This window comes from Serratia sp. AXJ-M, assembly GCF_046531865.1.
Taxonomy (GTDB): Bacteria; Pseudomonadota; Gammaproteobacteria; order Enterobacterales; family Enterobacteriaceae; genus Serratia; species Serratia liquefaciens.
The window spans coordinates 969,423-985,665 of the sequence record NZ_CP059394.1 but is presented as its reverse complement, the minus strand read 5'-3'; the positions used below and the strand labels follow the sequence as shown (position 1 = coordinate 985,665).

The window sequence follows — 16,243 nt, the reverse complement described above, 5'->3', positions numbered from 1 at the left end:
ACGTTATGAAAAAAACTCATCCCTGCGTTTTTTTCTTCTGCCTGAAGTTCTCATCATCAATACAATAATGGTAGGAGTCGATAATCAACCCCGTGAGCCGCAAGATATTCTCAGGTCGATCGATAATGATGTGCCCTCCTGCGGCAAGCTCCAAACCTGCACGGACAATTTCCGCATGTCTTTCCTCATTAATTTCCAAGGGGAGCAGAACTGTAGGCCTTTGTTTATTATCAAAATAACGAAGGATCCAGCGAGTGGTTTTGCCCTGTACCAGAATGCTGTAATAACTTTCCGTATCTTTTGCTGTTAAATCTGCACTCTCACCCAGAATCATCGCCACATTATCGAATAAAGCTCTTTCAGCATAAGTAGTAACTATCTTGCTGTTTTCTGGATCAGTGATCGGCGCTAACGGGTCTGCGTTATTGTTTTGCTCGCCTTCGCCGCTCTCTTCGGATAGCGCTTTATTTTCAGACGTCACAGACAGTCCAGATACCACCATAGCACTCACCGCTTTCTCAACGGCCAGACGGACCAAAGGAGTGATAGTCTCTAGAAAACGCTGGTTAAGTTGGCGTTGAACATTGGATCTGTTCGCCACATACCTGACAAAGTCCAAGTCTACGTCTCTCAGGCTAGCACTGATTGTTTTAGTGAATGATGTCAGATAAATGCTCTCCTCAGCCAGCGTCCTCAGGGCTTCCGGCTGAAATTGATCATGTCTAAATCTATAAAGCTGTTCAATATCAGAGTCGTTTAAATCATTAAAATCTATTTTTAGGAAGGGCGTATCATCCATAATATTTTTATCTTTCAGGTCGGTAAAGAAACGCCATTCTTTACCGTTGGTGATCGCAGAAACCGTGACTTCAGGTGTGGCATTAAAGTAACGTGATAGCTGCGGGCTGTGATTTGTTAAGTTTTGATTGAAGGACTTTGCCTCAATAAACATGACCGGTACGGCATGGCAAAAAAGAGAATAATCGACCCGTTCACCGACCTTAACTCCTGGAAAATCAGCACCATATTCTGCTTTTACTTTTGTGGGATCATAAGGATGGAAACCTAGGATCTCCAATAAGGGTAAAATTAAAGCCTGCTTTGTCGTTTCTTCTGTATTGCAATGCTGACCGACCGCGGACACATGATGCACATGCGCTTTAAGCTTATCTCTGAATGCATTCATCAACCATCCCTCTTGCTGTGTTAGACATTCTTCATCTCTTAAAATCAGGCTTACAGAAAGTTTTGTTCTTTCCCACAGCACGACCTTATAGACCGCTGGCTGTTTTATTTATTGAATTAAATAACTTTAAACATTAAATATATAGCAGAACACTACTGCTTTAATCAAAGGCATTAAATCAATATTAATACCGAGTTCAAAATAATCGGTCAGGTATTTTTAAACCAAAAGTATTTATAGAAATTAAATAATTTCAAACACAATTAAATTTCATTATTTACACGATATTTTTTCAAAATGATGGGCTGCAGGGCAGGATAATTACAGGACGGAAGGCGAATGAATGGGTTTATCTACTAAAAGACTTCAGATATGCATTCTCACGTAATCTGGCTCAAACGGGGCGCAGCTGTGGGCTGCGCTCCGGGGGAGTTACTTGCCTTTGGTCAGCGTGCTGTAGCTGGTCATCAGGTTGCGGTAATCGGGAATGTGGTTGGAGAACAAGGCCCCCAGCCCTTCGACATCGTTGCGCCAGTCACGGTGCAGCTCACACGCGACGCCAAACCAGGTCATCAGTTGCGCGCCTTCGGCTTCCATACGGCTCCAGGCCGATTGACGCGTCAGCTCGTTGAAGGTGCCGGAAGCATCGGTGACTACGAACACTTCGAAACCTTCGTTCAGGGCAGACAACGCCGGGAAGGCCACGCACACTTCGGTGACGACACCGGCGATAATTAACTGTTTGCGGCCGGTGGCTTTCACTGCCTTGACGAAGTCGTCGTTATCCCAGGCATTTATCTGCCCAGGGCGTGGAATAAAGGGTGCATCGGGGAATTGAGCTTTGAGTTCAGGGACCAGCGGGCCGTTGGGGCCGTCTTCGAAGCTGGTGGTCAAAATAGTCGGCAGGTTAAAATACTTCGCTAAATCACCCAGTGCCAGTACGTTGTTTTTAAAACGATCGGGATCGATATCGCGTACCAGTGAAAGCAGCCCTGCCTGATGATCCACCAGCAAAACGGCAGCCTGATCCTTATCGAGGCGTTTGTAATTTGCAGTCATGGTTTACTCCTGTGGGGTGTTGATTATTGCGGTTAAAAGTTGCCTTGGCCAAGAGGCCAAAGTGCAGAGGTTACCTAAGTGTAGAACCGGATCCGGAGGTGTTTTTCCGGATCGGCTCTAAGGTGTGCGGTGAGGGCTTAGCCGGCGTGCTTCTCTGCCGTCATGCTGCCGAACTTGCCGCCGTTGAAGTCACGGAAGGCCTGCTGGATTTCCGCGTCGCTGTTCATCACGAACGGGCCATAACCGACGATAGGCTCATCGATCGGCTCACCGCTCAGTACCAGCAAGCTGACATCATTGTTGGCTTCGAGGGTGATTGAATCCCCTGCACGGTCAAACCTGACCATTTGGGTTTCGCGCACCACTTCTTCACCGTTAACATGAATCGCGCCATGCAGTATCACCAGCGCCAGCGTATGCCCTTCCTCCACCGTCAACGTGGTGGTATGACCGGCATTCAGCTTCATGTCCCAGACATTAAGCGGGCTAAAAGTACGTGCCGGACCGGTGTGGCCGCCGAAGTTACCGGCAATCACCCGCACCTGGCCTGCGCCATCCGCCAGTGGAACCACCGGGATATCCGCATTCAGCAGCGTCTGGTAACCCGGCTCAGCCATTTTGTCCTTGGCCGGCAGGTTTACCCATAGCTGAACCATTTCCATGGTGCCGCCGTTGCGCGAGAAATCCCGTGAATGGAACTCTTCGTGCAAAATACCCGAGGCGGCGGTCATCCACTGTACGTCACCGGGGCCAATCACCCCGCCGCTGCCAGTGGAATCACGGTGCTCCACTTCGCCTTGGTAGACGATGGTCACCGTTTCAAACCCGCGATGCGGATGCTGACCCACACCACGGGTGCCGGAGGCAGAGCGGAACTTGGTTGGCGCAGCATGATCCAACAGCAGGAACGGGCTCATTTCTGCCCCCAAATCGTTATAGGAGAACAGCGAATTCACCAGGAAACCGTTGCCGACCCAGTGGGCTTCAGGGCTGTTGTAAATACCGAGGATCTTTTTCATCTTGAACTCCTGTTTCAGGTCTCACGACCTTAAGTTGATGTCAGAAGTTTAATCCTGCGGCGTTTGCCGCAGTAGTAGGCAAGATGTACACTCAGTGTTCTACATATAGAACGATGACAAGGACAGGCGATGTTCACCGATTTGAACGATCTGTTTTATTTCGCCAGCGTAGTCGACCATCAGGGCTTCGCCCCCGCCGGCCGGGCGTTGGGTATCCCCAAGTCCAAACTGAGTCGACGCATAGCGCTACTGGAAGAACGCCTGGGCGTACGCCTGATCCAACGCTCGACGCGACGGTTTTCCGTCACCGACGTCGGTCTGAATTACTATGCGCACTGCAAGGCCATGCTGGTAGAAGCCGATGCCGCACAGCAAGCCATCGAACAAACCCGCGCCGAACCCTGTGGCACGGTGCGCATGACTTGCCCGGTGGCCATTCTGCACACCCGGGTCGGTAGCATGGTGGCGGCCTTTATGGCCGATTACCCGAAGGTCACGGTGCATCTGGAAGCGACTAATCGCCGGGTAGATGTGGTGGGTGAAGGCCTGGATCTGGCCATCCGCGTGCGGCCGCCGCCGCTGGAAGACAGCGATTTGGTGCTGAAAATTTTGGCGCAGCGCACCTGGTGCATCGCCGCCAGCCCGGCGCTGGTTCGAACCCTGGGCCCAGTGGAAAAACCGGAAGAGCTGCATAAATACCCCACCCTGGATCTCGGTCCGGCACGCGCACAGCACCTGTGGCAGTTGACCGGGCCGCAGGGAGAAAAAATGGAGTGGGAACACAGGCCACGGCTGGTGACGGACGATATGCTGATGCTGCGAACTGCGGCGATTGCCGGTGCAGGGATCGTGCAATTGCCGTCAATGATGATGCGTGACGATATGCTGCGCGGTGAGTTGGTGCAGTTGCTGCCGGGTTGGCAACCGCAGGGCGGCGTGGTGCATGCGGTTTACCCGTCACGCCGCGGCCTGCTGCCGGCGGTGCGGCTGCTGCTCGACTATTTGGGGCAGCAGTTCGCCAGCATCGAAGAGGAGTGATCAGGCGGTGATTTCGATGGCGTTACCGTCCGGATCACGGATGATCGCCTCATAAAAACCGTCCCCTGTCCAGCGTGGCGCCGCCTGCAGGATCCCCTCCTGCTGCGCGCGCTGCGCCAACTGATCGACACGGCTTTCCTCTCCCACCGACAAAGCAATATGCGCCCAACCCACACGTTCACTGGCCTGCTCCGCTGACAGCAGATCCGGCAAACTCATGATCTCCAGCGTTGGCCCCGCCGCAAGGCTGACAAAGCGGGAAACAAACCCAGGACGGTTCCGGCTAACGTATTGTTCCCCGGCAACGCCGTCAAAGTACCGCTGCCAGAACGTCACCTGGGCATCAATATCGCGGGTCCAGAGTGCAACATGGGCTATTTTCATCTCAGTCTCCAATGGGTTAATCGCTGTACAATACTTTGCCGCCACTGTGCGTGATCTGCTGTTCGAGCTGCGGATGACGGCCAGGCGGCGTGACTAAATAATCGACCCGATGGGCGGGCAAAAAGCTGTAGGGGGCATAGGTGTTGAGTTTGTCGCCGGTGCATAGCACCGCCAAGTTGCCTGACCGCGCCAGCAGACGCTTCTTGAACTGGGCATCCTGATAATTCAGCGCCGAGAAACCGCAGCCCGGGTCATAAGCACAAATGCCGACGAAAGCGAGGTCAAAGTAAAAATCGTCGATTTCCTGTACCGCCTTGGCGTCCACACAGCCGCCAATGTCGGCATCCAGCTCGCCGCCGATTAAAATCGTGCGGATCCCCGGCTGTTCCAGCATTTTGCCGGCAATAGTCAATGCGTTAGTCACCACCGTCAGCCGCAAATCGCGCGGCAACAGCTCGGCCAAATAAAGGTGGGTACTGCCGGCATCGAGGAAAATAACCTGCCCTTTCTTGACCAATGCCAGCGCAGCCAGCGCCAGTGCCTGCTTCTCGTCACCGCTCAATTGCAGCCTTGCGCTGATAGGGCCGGTTGCCGGCGTGGGTGCCAGCGCACCGCCATAAATGCGTTTACACAGGTTTTGTGCCGCCAACTGGCGCAGATCGCGCCGAATGGTGGCTTCGGTGGTGTTCAGGCGTTCCGCCATTTCAACCGCCAGCACTCGCCCCTGCTGCTGCAAGGTAGCGAGGATCGCGTCGTGGCGCTGATTGGGCAACATTTTGGACATTCGGCTTCTCGATGACGAACAAGTGATCACGAATGTACACAAACGTGCATAAACGTACAAATTTTTATGCAACGCTACGAAAGGGCAGCGCTGGGCTAGACTGAAACTTTACGTCTCAAATAAAGGACTATTGATGACCTCAGCCGTGCTTTATACCTTATTCCCCGCCGCAGCGACCGTCATCGGCGCCGCCATCGCGCTGTACCGCCGCCCTGGCGATGCCGCCATGCGCATCATTCATCACTTTACCGCTGGTATCGTCTTTGCCGCGGCCGCGACCGAAATTCTGCCCGACCTCAAGCAACAATCGCCCTGGGCAGTACTGCTCGGTGGTGCCGCAGGTGTGCTGATGATGCTGCTGGTCAGGCGTTTGGGCGAACGGGCTCAGGGGCCGGTGGGCTTTGTGGCAACCGTCGGCGTGGATATTTTTATCGATGGCCTGGTGCTGGGCATCGCCTTCGCTGCCGGTGCAAAAGCGGGCCTGTTATTGACGCTCGCGCTAACGTTGGAAGTGCTGTTTCTGGGGCTGTCGATCGTGGGCGATTTACGTGATTTTTTCGGCCGACGGATAAAAGCCATGCTGGCGATTGGCGGCCTGGCTCTGCTGTTGCCACTAGGCGGTATGCTGGGTGCGCCGATTGCCATGCTGGGGGCATTCTGGCTAACCGCGTTTCTGGCCTTCGGCCTGATTGCCTTGCTCTATCTGGTCACGGAGGAGTTGCTGGTTGAGGCGCATGAAGGAGGTAAAGATACCCCGCTCGCCACCGCGATGTTTTTTGTCGGTTTTTTACTGCTGTTGCTGCTGGAAGAAGGGATGGGTTAAAACTCAGGAATTTTACGGGGTTATTACCTCACCCCAAGTGATTTGGCTATACTGAGGCGAGCAAGGTTACCGCAGAACGTAACGGCTTGGGCGCTAAGGGAAAAGGATGCTGTCAAAAATTGCGAAGTGGCTATTTCAATTGCCGGGCAGGCTGTTTGGGGGCATTTTCAGGAGCCGCCTGACGATTTTTATCTTCTTTATGCTGATTGCCGCAGGGGTTTTCAGCGCCAAACGCTATCTGCGAGCCGATCAAAATGACGATGAGTTTGTCGCGACGGCTACCACAGATTACAACCGGGCCATCCAGCGTGAAATGCCGATGCGCGAAGCACGCGAACAGTGTGGTGGCCCGCTGCATGACAATGCCGGGCAACCCTGGCCTCTTTCGGCTGGCTACCTGCATCAGCCGGAAGGCAAAGCCGCCAACCCACTGCAACAACTGACGCTGGATAATCAAAACAACAATTTTGCGGTGTTGGTCAAACTGGAGACGCCGGGTGCGCCACAGCGTTTGGCGGAAGTTTTTATTCCCGCAGCCGGCAGTTTTAATATCAAAACCAACCCGGCCGGGGAATACGTGATGAAAATTAAAAACATCAAAACCGGCTGTAACTTCCGCTCCAAACCTTTCACCCTGAGTCGTCATCAGGGTTGGCGGCTGTCGCTGAAACTGCAAACGGACGGCAGTGTGCAATACCAGCCGATCAGCGACCGCGAGTTTTAATCGCGAGGCTTATTTCTTCACCGGATGATCGCGGCGGAATAATTCCCAGCTTTCGATTTCCTGACCGTTCGGCAAGGTACAGGTGGAATACTGGCCGTCAGCATTTTGCTTGGCGTTCAGCTTGCCGCCGATCTTGGTGCAATACACGTCCGCCGGGTTCGCCATGCCAATTGGTTTTACCTGCGGCGGCGGTGGCGCATCGTTAGATTTCATGCTGCAGCCCTGTAATATCGCCATCCCTGCCAGCAGGGAAACCATCAGAATTTTTTTCATTTTTTCTCTTACCACTCCCGGTCTATTTCACGTCGCAGATAGCCGGCCCGTTTGAAATACGGCGGGGAAAGTTAAAAACGGCGGCAGCCGGAGCATACCGCCGTTCAGGCTATCAGGAAATAAAGGACGCGCCCTGTTTCAGGACCAAATCACAGGCTTTTTGCTTCACTTTTTCAGTGATTTGCGAAGTGCCCAGGCTGTTCAGATCCAGACTCTTGCCTTCGCCGGTTTTCAGCAGACCGCCCAGCCCTTGCTGGTAGTCCTGGCTTTTGGCGTTCTCCGTGCTGGTGATGCCCAATTTGCTCAGCAGTTGGTCTTTCACCGCTTCGGTGCCGTTGGCCGACAGGACGTTATTTTTCACGCAGTACTGCAAGATGCCGGCCGCGTTGGTCATGCTGCTGGAGCTCAGCGCTTTGTCGCCACCGTTCAGTAAACCGGTCAGGGAAGACAGTGAAGTGCCACTGGTGCTGCCACCCGATTTACTCAGTTCACCGGCCGCGCTGCTGAGGGAATCCATCAGGCCGGCTGCCTGAGCGGCGCCGCAAGTCATGGCGGAAGTCAATGTCAGCGCCAGCAGTAAACGATGCTTGGTGTTCATGGGGTAAAGCTCCTGTTTATCTCGCCATCTTTTCAGCATCCCCCCTTGCCATTGGCAACAGGAGAAAGCGGATGGGCGAATCGTGTGCAATCAGCGCAATGCGCCGGGTCACCTCTTGGGACGCCACCCACGGCGACAAGTTCCTTTTAGCCGGCAATACGGCGTTTTTTCAGAATTCAGGTAATTTTTTGAGCGAGGAATGTACAGCTCGGGGGGCTATGGGCCACCAAACTGGGCGACCCGCTGGGGATCAGAACTGCCAACGCAGCCAGGCGAAGAACACGTTGCCGTTATTATAGGTGCCAGGAATATAAGTGGCCTGGAAGGTCAGACGCTTATAACCGATAGAAGCCAAAGGCAGCGGGGCCGGGATAGGAATGTAATTCCAGTTATCTCGCGCAGTGACACTGGCGGTGAAGCCCAGACCCAGTCGGAAGTCCTTGTCGTCCAAAGGACGCCAGATCTTCTCATAAGCGTAACCGCCGATCGGCTCCCACTTATTGAATGAATCTTTGAATGCCATCAGATAGATACCGTGCCAGTCACCGTCGCTGTCGTAACGCGAAATACCATAGCCGGCGCCCCAGGGGCGCTCGTTGTACTTATCGATATGTTCGTCGTCGTAAGTCCAGCGGTTATGCCAGGTGATGGCCGGCAGATAAATGTCTTTATTCGGCGAGTTGTTCCAGGTTTCCGCCACGTTATCGGTGAAACGCTGCCACAACCCCGGTTTTTCAGCCTGCGCCGCGCTGCCATTTTCTGCACCAACCTCAGCGTAAGAAGGTAGTGCAGGAAATAGCAGCGCCACTGAGCAAGCCAAAATTGTCCGTTTAAAAAACATCATCAAACTCCTGTAAAAAATAAGGCCGGCGATTCTTACCGATCGACCCATCAAGATCAAGCTGTATCTTATTTATCCAACTGCTTTCTCCTACCTCGTTGTCACTTGGTTAAGTTTAGCCGCAGATAAAGGGAAACGCGCCCGGCGGGTCGACTCCGGGCGCTCAGGCTACTGCGCTCCCTATGCACCGTCTGTCGGAATACTCCGCAATAATGCCGCTGCCGAAGTAAAACCCGGTGGCTCACCAGCCTGCCAGAGAACTTCTTTCCTGCTCTGAACGTAGCGAAATCTTTACTGCCGCCCAAGGAGCAACTGTAATCGCCGTCACGCTTTTCGTGGGTTCTCTCCCCCCGTTTTGCGGCAATCTCAATAAGCTCAAGGCCCTGTCAGGCGACACGACTGTAAATTTGCAGTTACAACGCTGTTTTAGAGACCTGCAACGGCGAAAACGGATGACTTCCCACCGTCATTTTTAGCGGCAGGCAAAAGTACCGGTGATCATCCCGTGCGCCATGTTCCGGCCACAGTCGCCATATTTCACATATCTATTACATTTGGTGAAAAATACCACCCACAACATCGCTGCGGTTAATCCCCCTCACCCCCAACGTAAACCCGCAAATACAACAAACTACCCTCTCATGCGCCCCGCTCAACTTGAACAAGCCGATAGTTTAAATAATTGTTAAAGCTAACGAGCATGACCCGGTCTGCAAGGGCTGAACGTTTATTGAATTGCTCATAACACAACATCGCCAGCAAGTTACTTGCTGCTCTCTGCCTGATAAAAGAAAGATAAAAAATCCGGAGAAACACATGAAAATCACTATCGGGGCATTCATCCTGCAACAGCTCCGCACCCTGAACATCGATCGTATTTATGGCGTACCCGGCGACTATAATCTGGCGCTGCTGGAATTGATCGAGCACGACAGCAATATCGAATTTATTGGCAACTGCAATGAGCTGAATGCATCCTACGCGGCCGACGGTTATGCACGGTTAAAAGGGGCTGGGGCACTGATCACCACCTACGGCGTCGGCGATCTGGCCGCGCTGTCCGGCATTGCCGGGGCTTACGCCGAGTCCGCACCGGTTGTCTGCCTGGCCGGTACCCCGCCGCTGCACGCAATGAAAAATCATGAGCTGCTGCACCACACGCTGGCGGACGGCAATTTTGATAACGTCATGAACTGTTTTAAACAATTCACCGTCGCCCAAGCGTTGATCACGCCAGAAAATGCGGCTATGGAGATCCCTCGCGTTATTTCCCGTGCCTGGACGGAAAAGAAACCGGTTTATTTACAGTTACCTTCTGATATTTGTGATGTGGAAATTGAAATCACTCAGGCAATGGTCGCGCCGCAATTGCCAGCCAGCGACCAATATAATGTCCAGTTGGCGGCCATGGCATTGCTGGCGCGAATAAAACAGGCAAAGAAATCGATTATTCTGGTCGACCAAATGGTGGATCGCTTTCAACTGCAGCAATTAGTGATCGAGGTCGCACATAAATTCGCCATCCCCCTCACCAATATGCCGACGGCCAAATGCATCATTCCGGAAACCACGCCGGGTTGGATCGGCGGTTACAGCGGCAACCTTTCGCGCCCCGAACTCTATGAACATATGGCGCACGCCGACTGCGTGCTGAGCTTTGGCGTTCGCCTGGTGGACTCCACAACCGGGTATTTTTCGCACCAGATCCCGGCTGACGCGCAAATTGATATTCAGCCGTTCTCCGTGAAGCTGGGCACCACCTCTTACCCGGCAGTGGCGACCGCCGACCTGTTGCAGGCGCTGCTGGCACTGGGTGAAGAGGTAACAGGCCACCCGCCGACACCCCTGCCTGAAGCGCGGCATCGGTTGGCAACGCCCAGCGATGCCCCTATCGATCAGGCTTATTTATGGCAACGCATACAACGCTTTATTCGCGCCGATGACGTAATTGTGGTGGAGAATGGCACCTCAGGCGCGGCGATTGGCGGCATGCGTATGCCGGATGGTGTTCAGGTGGTCAATCAACCGATCTGGGGCTCGATTGGCTATACCCTGCCGGCGCTGCTGGGGACCATGATGGCCGCACCAGACCGCCGGCATCTGCTGTTCATTGGCGACGGTTCTTTCCAACTGACCGCTCAGGAAGTTTCCACCCTGCTGCGCTACGATCAGAAGCCGATTATCTTCTTGATTAACAATGATGGTTACACCATCGAACGTTATATTCTTGGCGAGAACTCGTCGTACAACGATATCGGCCCCTGGGACTACGCCAAACTGCCGGCGGTGCTCAATACCCAGGCGAAACCGTTCAGCGTGGCGGTAGAAACTACCCACCAGTTGGAATTGGCGCTGGAACACGCCTCGCGTCAGGAGCGGCTGGCCTTTATCGAAGTTAAGGTGCCGATGATGGACACCCCGCCGGTGATGAAGGAATTCTGCAACCGCTGCAATAACTTTAACTTCGGCTTGACCAACCCGCGTCGCGCTTAACCGCGTCAACATCCGCCGTAGCTCAATGCGCGGCGGATCCCTCCAGACCTTGCACCACCTGCCGCTGCAAACTTTGCAGCAGCGGGTGTTGCCGCAGGTTTAACCTGCCGAAGCGCGCGTCATGCAGCGTTGGCGCCGCTCATCCACCCGTTTGGCAAACCAGGCGGTGGTCAGCTTACGGGTGATTTTCGGGCTTTCCAACTGAATGCCTGGCAGCATTTCCCGCGGCAGTTTCTTGCCGGTGGTTTTCTCTGCCAGCGCATACACTCGCTCATACAGGTCGGTATCGGCAAATTCGGGCAGGTCCCCCTTCTCCAGCGCCCGGCGAATTGCCGAGTCGCTCATATTGAGCCGCTTGCCGAGGGTACGCACCGCCAGCTCGGTGGTGCCGGGTTTGTCGGTGCCGTAGTTAATCAAGTCGCCATCCAGTGCCAACGGAATGCCCGTCGTGCGGCTGACCGCACTTTGGAAAGCGGCGTTGCGGCTGGCGTACCAACCGGCATTGAAGTCGGCGAAGCGGTAGATCGGCTGGCTGTAGTCAGCCGGGTAACCCAACAGGTGGGCAATGCCGAAATACATGCCGCCGCGGCGGGTGAACACTTCACGGCGGATCGAGCCGTCGATCGGATACGGATAACCTTTGGCATGCGCTTCGGCAAAGGCGATGCTGACCTGCATCGGCCCGGCGGTATGCACCGGGTTCAGGCTGCCAAACAGCTTTTGCCCCATCGGCACCGAATCAATCATATCGTCAAAGATATCGCTCAGGTCTTTTTCGGTGCGAACCTTATCCAAACGCTCGCTGTAGCTCTTGCCGTTCGATGACTTGATCAGCAAAGCGGTATGCACCAAAAAGTTGGGAATATGCAACTGATCAGCGCGGCGGTCGATCTCTTTCCAGGCGATTTTGGGCAGCCCTGGCACCGGCGGATTGGCCTGGAAGGTCGACTCCTGCTCGGTTACCGCCAGCACTGAACACAGGTTTTGGTCGCTGGGCTCGATACCCTGTGCGGCAAAAGCGGCGGTGATATCGGTGGCCCAGCCCTGGCGATCGGCGGTGTTAGCCGGCATCAAACGCACCAGTTGAGCTTTGACGTCAGCCGGGCGTTGCACCGGTGAAGTCGTGGTGGTTTTCGTGGTACAACCGGCCAGCACCAGCAGCGCGGCCAGGCTCAACGGACGCAAGGTCATCGGGTTGATAAAACGGCGAATTGGCATCTTTTCCCTGATCGTTTTGACATACACTGCAGTGACGTTAGCCCAGCAGCGGACCCCGATCCAGTCTAAATGTGTTGATCCGGAGCTGAGAGCAGGCGTTTGCCAGGAAATACACCTTAAAGGAATGACCGTGGGGTTAAGCATCTTGCCTTGCTCACTTCTAATCACACCTTTCATGATCGCGGGCATTTTCAACGAACCGATAAACATGTATTTTATATGCAACATATAAAATCATTTTATTCGCCCACACTGGTGCAACGCAAAATTTAAGGAGAGACGCATGAATGAGCTGCTTTGTTATAAAACCCTGCCGGTATGGAACAGCGTGACGCTGCCGGAGAGTTTCCAGCAAAAGCACAACACCCAAAGCGGCACCTGGGCCAAACTCACGCTGCTGAGCGGCACCCTGACCTTTGCGTTGATGACCGAAGATGGCGAAACTACCGAAACCTGGCAGTTCAGCCCTGAGAGCCAGCCGCCGTTTATCGAACCACAGCAATGGCACCGCATCGTTTCATTTTCCGATGATATGACCTGCCAACTGGCTTTCTACTGTTCACCGGAGGATTACTACCACAAAAAGCACCAACTGACCCGCACCCATTCCGAGGTGATCGAAGCCGTGCAGCGCATAAAACCCGGCAAAGCGCTGGATCTGGGCTGCGGCGGCGGGCGCAACTCGCTCTATCTCAATCTGAAAGGCTTTGACGTCACCGCCTGGGACAAACATGGCCCGTCGATCGACAACCTCAATAGCATCATCGATAGCGAAGGACTGACGCACATTCGCACCAGCGTGCAAGACCTCAATGCTCACACCTTCAACGGCGATTACGACTTTATTCTTTCCACCGTGGTGTTTATGTTCCTCAGCCGCGAGCGAATTCCAGGGCTGGTAAAAAACATGCAGGACAGCACCCTGAACGGCGGTTACAACCTGATTGTCGCCGCGATGGATACTCCGGATTACCCTTGCAGTCTGCCCTTCCCCTTCACCTTTAAACCGGGCGAGCTGAAGGACTATTACGCCGACTGGGAAATCCTGAAGTACAACGAGGATGTCGGCCAACTGCACAAAACCGACGCCGCCGGTAACCGCATTTCGCTGCGCTTTGCCACGCTGCTGGCGCGTAAACCCTAAAATCCCTTCAATTGGCGCCGCTCGATACAGTATTGACCGGCGCCAACCTGTAGCAAAATACGGCAAACAACATGAAGTTTAATACGTTGCCAACCCGCCGCTGCGGCGTTAGGATCGCGCCCGGCTACGGGTGTAGCCAGTGTTATTGGCTGTCAGTTCCGCGCATGGAGAGGTTATTGTGTTAGAGAGTTTTGGCGTCCTGAATCTTTGGACCTATCTGGCCGGGGTGGTATTTATCATCATTCTGCCGGGCCCGAATACGCTGTACGTACTGAAGACCGGTGTGACACGTGGCGTACGTGCCGGTTATACCGCCGCGCTGGGCGTGTTTATCGGCGATGCGATCCTGATTTTCTGCGCCTATATTGGCGTGGCTTCGCTGATCCGTACCACGCCGTTCCTGTTTACCCTGGTGCGTTTTCTCGGCGCAATTTACCTGCTGTTCCTCGGTGCGAAAATTCTCTACGCCACCTTTATCCAGAAAAATGCGGCGCAGCAACAACAGATTGAAGGCGGCCACAGCATCCTGCGCAAATCGCTGACGCTCAGCCTGACCAACCCGAAAGCGATCCTGTTCTACGTGTCGTTCTTCGTGCAGTTTATCGACTTCAACTATGCGCACACCGGCCTGTCGTTCACCATTCTGGCGCTGATCCTCGAATCGGTCAGTTTTATCTACATGACCACGCTGATCTTCTCCGGCGCGATGCTGGCGCACTTCTTTAATCATAAGAAAGGCCTGGCAAAACTGGGTAATGGTCTGATCGGCCTGCTGTTCCTCGGCTTCGCCACTCGTTTGGCCACCCTCAGCTCCTAGTTCGCCGCATTAACGGCTGATCCCCTCAGCCGTTTTCTCTACTCTGTCACGCACGACAAACCGAATGTCAGACAGACAAAAGCCCTCATTCTCTGCCTGCTATAGACTTTTAAGGTTAACGATAGCGACCTTTTTTGTCTGACAGGAGGGCGTATGCCTGACAATAACGTAGCAGTGATGGACAGCGTTTCGCGTTTTCTCGATCGTCATCATGGGCTGTATATCGACGGCCAATGGTGTGGTTCCACCGCCGAAGGCCGGCTGGCGGTGTATAACCCCGCCAATGGACAACAAATTTCCTCCACCGCCGACGCCAACGCGCAAGACGTCGCTCGCGCCGTACAATCGGCCCATCAGGCTTTTACCTCTGGGGTCTGGGCGCAACGTTTACCTGCCGAGCGCGAGCGTATTTTATTGCGCTATGCCGATTTGGTTGAACAACACGCCGAAGAACTGGCCCAGTTGGAAACGCTGGAACAGGGCAAGTCGATCAATATTGCCCGGATGTTCGAGGTAGGCTGCACGCTGAACTGGATGCGCTACACCGCCGGGCTGACCACCAAGATCACCGGCCAAACCCTGGACGTGTCGATCCCCATGCCGCCGGGGGCCAAATATCAGGTGTATACCCGTAAAGAGCCGATTGGCGTGGTGGCCGGCATTGTGCCGTGGAACTTCCCGCTGATGATCGGTATGTGGAAAGTGATGCCGGCGCTGGCCGCAGGTTGTTCCATCGTGATCAAACCCTCGGAGACCACGCCGCTCACCCTGCTGCGCATGGCTGAACTGGCGACCGAAGCCGGCATTCCACCGGGGGTATTCAACGTGGTGACGGGTAAAGGTACCGGCTGCGGCAAAGCGCTGACCGAACACCCGCTGATCGCCAAGGTGAGCTTCACCGGCTCCACGCCGGTCGGCAAAGGCATCGCCCGCGCGGCGGCGGACCGGCTGACACGCGTGACGCTGGAACTGGGCGGTAAAAACCCGGCCATCGTGCTGAAAGATGCCGACCCGCAGCAGGTTATCGAAGGCCTGATGGCGGGCAGCTTCCTGAACCAGGGGCAGGTGTGCGCCGCCAGCTCGCGGATTTATATTGAAGCGCCAATCTACGACACTTTGGTGGCCGGGTTCGAGCAGGCGGTGAAATCCCTGTCCGTCGGACCGGGCATGGATGCCAGTGCGCAGATCAACCCACTGGTCTCCAGCGACCACCGCAATAAAGTGGCGGCCTATCTGGACGATGCCAGATCCAAGCACGCTGAGTTGATCAGCGGCGCGACCGGGCCGGACTCGCAAGGGTTCTATATTCCGCCGACGCTGGTAATTAACCCGGACGACAAGCTGAACCTGACGCGCGAAGAAGTGTTTGGCCCGGTGGTCAATCTGATCCGCGTGGCGGATGCTGAAGAAGCGTTGCGCAAAGCCAACGACACCGACTACGGCCTGACCGCCAGCCTGTGGACCACCAGCCTGCAAGCGGCGATGGCCTTCACGCCACGAATTCAGGCCGGCACGGTGTGGGTCAACACCCATACGCTGATCGACGCCAACATGCCTTTCGGCGGCTTCAAACAATCGGGTAGCGGCCGTGATTTCGGCCCGGACTGGCTGGATGCTTATACCGAATCCAAATCGGTGTGCATTCGTTACTGAACCGCGCCTTAATGGCCAGTAGCGCCCTTCAGAGCACTACTGATACTGCTGATAAACATAAAATGTTTGTCAGCAGGCGCTAAAGGTTTTGAAAATAGATCAGGAAAATCAAATTATTGATTTTCGGCTGATAACTCAAAGGGGGAAAAACCACGCTTTTATCCCCCTTTGTCAATAATCTGAGTAGCG

The 16,243-nt window shown here is 54.5% G+C and carries 16 protein-coding genes; 7 read left to right on the top strand and 9 right to left on the bottom strand.

The annotated features are described in order from the left end of the window. Positions 1–16: 16 nt before the first annotated feature. From H0S68_RS04585 to H0S68_RS04575, 3 genes are all read right to left on the bottom strand, one after another. Positions 17–1,186: a type I restriction endonuclease gene (locus H0S68_RS04585; RefSeq protein WP_262255068.1), complete on the bottom strand. Its 1,170-nt coding sequence runs from the start codon at positions 1,184–1,186 to the stop codon at positions 17–19. A gap of 432 nt (positions 1,187–1,618) precedes the next feature. Then, positions 1,619–2,245, bottom strand: a complete 627-nt coding sequence (gene ycaC / locus H0S68_RS04580) for an isochorismate family cysteine hydrolase YcaC (protein WP_115059919.1) — start codon at positions 2,243–2,245, stop codon at positions 1,619–1,621. A gap of 137 nt (positions 2,246–2,382) precedes the next feature. Further along, positions 2,383–3,264: a pirin family protein gene (locus tag H0S68_RS04575; RefSeq protein WP_142815814.1), complete on the bottom strand. Its 882-nt coding sequence runs from the start codon at positions 3,262–3,264 to the stop codon at positions 2,383–2,385. Positions 3,265–3,393: 129 nt separating this feature from the next. Here H0S68_RS04575 and H0S68_RS04570 point away from each other — a divergent pair, with 129 nt between their 5' ends. Beyond that, on the top strand, positions 3,394–4,302 hold the full coding sequence (locus H0S68_RS04570) for a LysR family transcriptional regulator (RefSeq protein WP_020825405.1): 909 nt from the start codon (positions 3,394–3,396) through the stop codon (positions 4,300–4,302). Here the strand turns inward: H0S68_RS04570 and H0S68_RS04565 are convergent, their stop codons facing one another. Both H0S68_RS04565 and H0S68_RS04560 read right to left on the bottom strand, forming a co-directional pair. Beyond that, positions 4,303–4,686 carry a VOC family protein gene (locus tag H0S68_RS04565; RefSeq protein WP_020825404.1) on the bottom strand — a complete coding sequence of 128 codons (384 nt, stop codon included), beginning with the start codon at positions 4,684–4,686 and terminating at the stop codon, positions 4,303–4,305. It abuts the gene before it with no gap. 16 nt (positions 4,687–4,702) lie between these two features. Next, positions 4,703–5,470 carry a DeoR/GlpR family DNA-binding transcription regulator gene (locus tag H0S68_RS04560; protein WP_410529190.1) on the bottom strand — a complete coding sequence of 256 codons (768 nt, stop codon included), beginning with the start codon at positions 5,468–5,470 and terminating at the stop codon, positions 4,703–4,705. A 133-nt stretch (positions 5,471–5,603) separates the two neighbouring features. Here H0S68_RS04560 and H0S68_RS04555 point away from each other — a divergent pair, with 133 nt between their 5' ends. Together H0S68_RS04555 and H0S68_RS04550 are read left to right on the top strand one after the other, a co-directional pair. Then, positions 5,604–6,293 carry a ZIP family metal transporter gene (locus H0S68_RS04555; protein WP_020825402.1) on the top strand — a complete coding sequence of 230 codons (690 nt, stop codon included), beginning with the start codon at positions 5,604–5,606 and terminating at the stop codon, positions 6,291–6,293. 106 nt (positions 6,294–6,399) lie between these two features. Beyond that, on the top strand, positions 6,400–7,017 hold the full coding sequence (locus tag H0S68_RS04550; protein WP_410529189.1) for a hypothetical protein: 618 nt from the start codon (positions 6,400–6,402) through the stop codon (positions 7,015–7,017). Between the two features lie 9 nt (positions 7,018–7,026). On the opposite strand, the gene H0S68_RS04545 is transcribed toward H0S68_RS04550, so the two are convergent. The 3 genes from H0S68_RS04545 to pagP all read right to left on the bottom strand — a co-directional run bounded on the left by H0S68_RS04545 (position 7,027) and on the right by pagP (position 8,732). Next, the gene (locus tag H0S68_RS04545; protein ID WP_020825400.1) at positions 7,027–7,290 is read right to left on the bottom strand and encodes a DUF333 domain-containing protein; all 264 of its coding nucleotides are present in this window, start codon (positions 7,288–7,290) and stop codon (positions 7,027–7,029) included. 112 nt (positions 7,291–7,402) lie between these two features. Then, positions 7,403–7,888: a DUF2501 domain-containing protein gene (locus H0S68_RS04540; RefSeq protein WP_020825399.1), complete on the bottom strand. Its 486-nt coding sequence runs from the start codon at positions 7,886–7,888 to the stop codon at positions 7,403–7,405. A gap of 250 nt (positions 7,889–8,138) precedes the next feature. Continuing rightward, on the bottom strand, positions 8,139–8,732 hold the full coding sequence (pagP, locus tag H0S68_RS04535; RefSeq protein ID WP_170868519.1) for a lipid IV(A) palmitoyltransferase PagP: 594 nt from the start codon (positions 8,730–8,732) through the stop codon (positions 8,139–8,141). An 813-nt stretch (positions 8,733–9,545) separates the two neighbouring features. Between pagP and H0S68_RS04530 the strand changes: the two genes are divergently transcribed. After that, a complete protein-coding gene (locus H0S68_RS04530) occupies positions 9,546–11,222 on the top strand; it encodes an alpha-keto acid decarboxylase family protein (protein WP_142815817.1) in 1,677 nt (558 codons plus the stop codon). 99 nt (positions 11,223–11,321) lie between these two features. Here the strand turns inward: H0S68_RS04530 and H0S68_RS04525 are convergent, their stop codons facing one another. Then, positions 11,322–12,440, bottom strand: a complete 1,119-nt coding sequence (locus H0S68_RS04525; RefSeq protein ID WP_142815818.1) for a DUF1615 domain-containing protein — start codon at positions 12,438–12,440, stop codon at positions 11,322–11,324. Positions 12,441–12,723: 283 nt separating this feature from the next. Here H0S68_RS04525 and tehB point away from each other — a divergent pair, with 283 nt between their 5' ends. The 3 genes from tehB (at position 12,724) to H0S68_RS04510 (ending at position 16,054) form a co-directional block, all read left to right on the top strand. After that, complete coding sequence (gene tehB / locus H0S68_RS04520; RefSeq protein WP_410529188.1) at positions 12,724–13,584, top strand: SAM-dependent methyltransferase TehB; 861 nt, start codon at positions 12,724–12,726, stop codon at positions 13,582–13,584. 178 nt (positions 13,585–13,762) lie between these two features. Further along, entirely contained in the window at positions 13,763–14,401 is a 639-nt protein-coding gene (gene leuE, locus H0S68_RS04515; RefSeq protein WP_020825394.1) for a leucine efflux protein LeuE, read from the top strand. A gap of 153 nt (positions 14,402–14,554) precedes the next feature. Further along, the gene (locus H0S68_RS04510; RefSeq protein ID WP_129982463.1) at positions 14,555–16,054 is read left to right on the top strand and encodes an aldehyde dehydrogenase family protein; all 1,500 of its coding nucleotides are present in this window, start codon (positions 14,555–14,557) and stop codon (positions 16,052–16,054) included. Positions 16,055–16,243 lie beyond the last annotated feature (189 nt).